Raw genomic sequence first — 2,074 nt, 5'->3', positions numbered from 1 at the left:
CCTGCCAATATTTCTAGGGCAGGCTTTAGCCATTTGCGAAGTTTTGCTGGAGCATATTCACTTAAGCAGATAGCAGCTAACAATCCTAGTGGTAATGCTACTGCGATCGCAATTACAGATATCAACAATGTGGCGCTAATTAGCACCATGATTCCAAACTGCTTATTAGTAAACAGCGGCGTCCATTGTGTGTCTGTTAAAAACTGCCAAATCGAAACTTCTTGAAAAAATTCAACAGTTTCAAAAATCAGCGTTAAGACAATGCCAATTGTGGTTACAACCGAGACAAAAGCAAACAAGGCAAACAGCGCTCTGACGCCAGTTTCCACCCGTTTACTCAAAGCCCGATTGGGCTGCCATAAGTTGGAATTGCTTGGTTGATTAGATAACGGGTTGGAAGTCATTTGCGGACAACCTCATAAATTAAAACTCCTTTTGTATTTATGGACACACTACCATTCTATGAGAACTGCCCTAGTACTAGAAATAAAGCTTACTTTCAAGACTATAAACCTTGAATGAAGTAAGTATAAGCAGACTTTTTTTACAATCTACCACTTCCAGCTACTAGGGCTTAGTGCAAATTGTGCAGATAAACTCCTCAAAAAAGCAATTAGTGGATAACTCTTACTTTTCTTGCTTGAGAAGGTCTTTCAGAGTAACGCCCACTTGAGAACCCTTACCCTCAAAAACGGAGCCTACTTTCCCACTATTGAAGCGTCCCTGAACTTCAGTGAGTAAATCGCTAGGTAAAGGCACATAGCCCACTTCTGTAACTAGCTTTTGGTTTGCCGGAGCATAATTGAAATCAACAAAAGCCTTGACTTCAGGACGAGTCGCCGCAGTTTTCTTAACGTAGATAAACTCTGGACGAGCAAGCGGCTGGTAAGTACCATCGCCGATGGTTTGTGGACTAGGCTGAACACAGCCCTTACCAGCATCAATGCCAACCAGCTTTAACTTCTCTTTGTTATTTTCGTAATATGCATAGCCGAAGAAAGCCAAACCGCCTTGGTCAGCACTTACACCCTGTACCAGAGTATTGTCATCTTCACTAGCAGTAAAATCCCCTCGGCTTTCCCCTTCTTTACCAACGACTGCTTGAGTGAAATAGTCGTAAGTACCAGAGTCAGTACCAGGGCCGTACAAACCTATTTTCTGTGCAGGGAATTGAGGGTTAATTTGGTTCCATTGGGTGATTTTGCCTTGTGCCCCAGGTTCCCACATTTTCTTTAGTTCATCAACTTTGAGGCAACTTGCAAAGTTGTTTTGGGGGTTAACTACTACGGAAAGACCATCGTAAGCAATGGGCAATTCAATGTACTCAATGTTGCCTTTCTTACAGAGTTCCACTTCTTCGGGCTTAATGGGGCGGGAAGCATTAGAAATATCAGTTTCACCCGCACAGAATTTCTTGAAGCCGCCACCCGTACCAGAGGAAGCCACAGTAACTTGCACTCCAGGATTAGCCTTTTGAAACTCTTCTGCCATCGCCTCAGAAATAGGATAGACGGTACTAGAACCATCAATCTGGACTTTTCCAGATAAATTTGATCCGGCTGCTGTATTGGTGGCTGGGGTAGCGCCGCCATCAGCTGGACTAGAGTTGTTAGAAGCTTGATTGTTATCGCCGCAAGAGCTAATACCAATTGCTAGAGCAACTAGGGGAGCAACCAACCGCACCTTTGAAGAGAACATAAGGATCTTTATAGAATGATGCTATGGATTAACAGTATGAACATTAGCACTCTAGAGTAAGAGGAAGGTTAAGAAATGGTTAAATGAACACTAATGCATACTTATAATTTTTAAAACTTCAAGTTACTAAAAGCACACGTCAAAAAACATATTATTTGATAGCTTGATACAAATTATACCACTAGTTGCTACTAACTAGATAAATAACTTCGGTACATTTTTAATATTTTTTTGAATTCGCACATTCTTAAATAAATTTACTGCTACACAGTAGCAATCAATTATCAATCAAGAAGCAGCTTTAATGTAGGATATTCCGTATCGAAATGGGAACCCAGACCTCTCCTTTAGGTTCTGTGTACTCCTACTCTTAAGC

The 2,074-nt window shown here is 41.4% G+C and carries 2 protein-coding genes; both read right to left on the bottom strand.

Annotated elements, in window-relative coordinates; genetic code table 11:
* Positions 1-404, bottom strand: a 404-nt coding sequence (locus RRG12_RS43475) for a PstC family ABC transporter permease (protein WP_420763312.1), incomplete at its 3' end; no start/stop codon positions are given.
* A 223-nt stretch (positions 405-627) separates the two neighbouring features.
* Positions 628-1,698, bottom strand: coding sequence for a PstS family phosphate ABC transporter substrate-binding protein (locus tag RRG12_RS43470; protein ID WP_069071104.1), 1,071 nt, complete (start codon positions 1,696-1,698; stop codon positions 628-630).
* Positions 1,699-2,074: the final 376 nt, after the last annotated feature.

The organism is Nostoc sp. CALU 546, from assembly GCF_048836525.1.
Note: the sequence above shows the minus strand (reverse complement) of the source record. Positions and strands in the feature narration are given on the sequence as shown.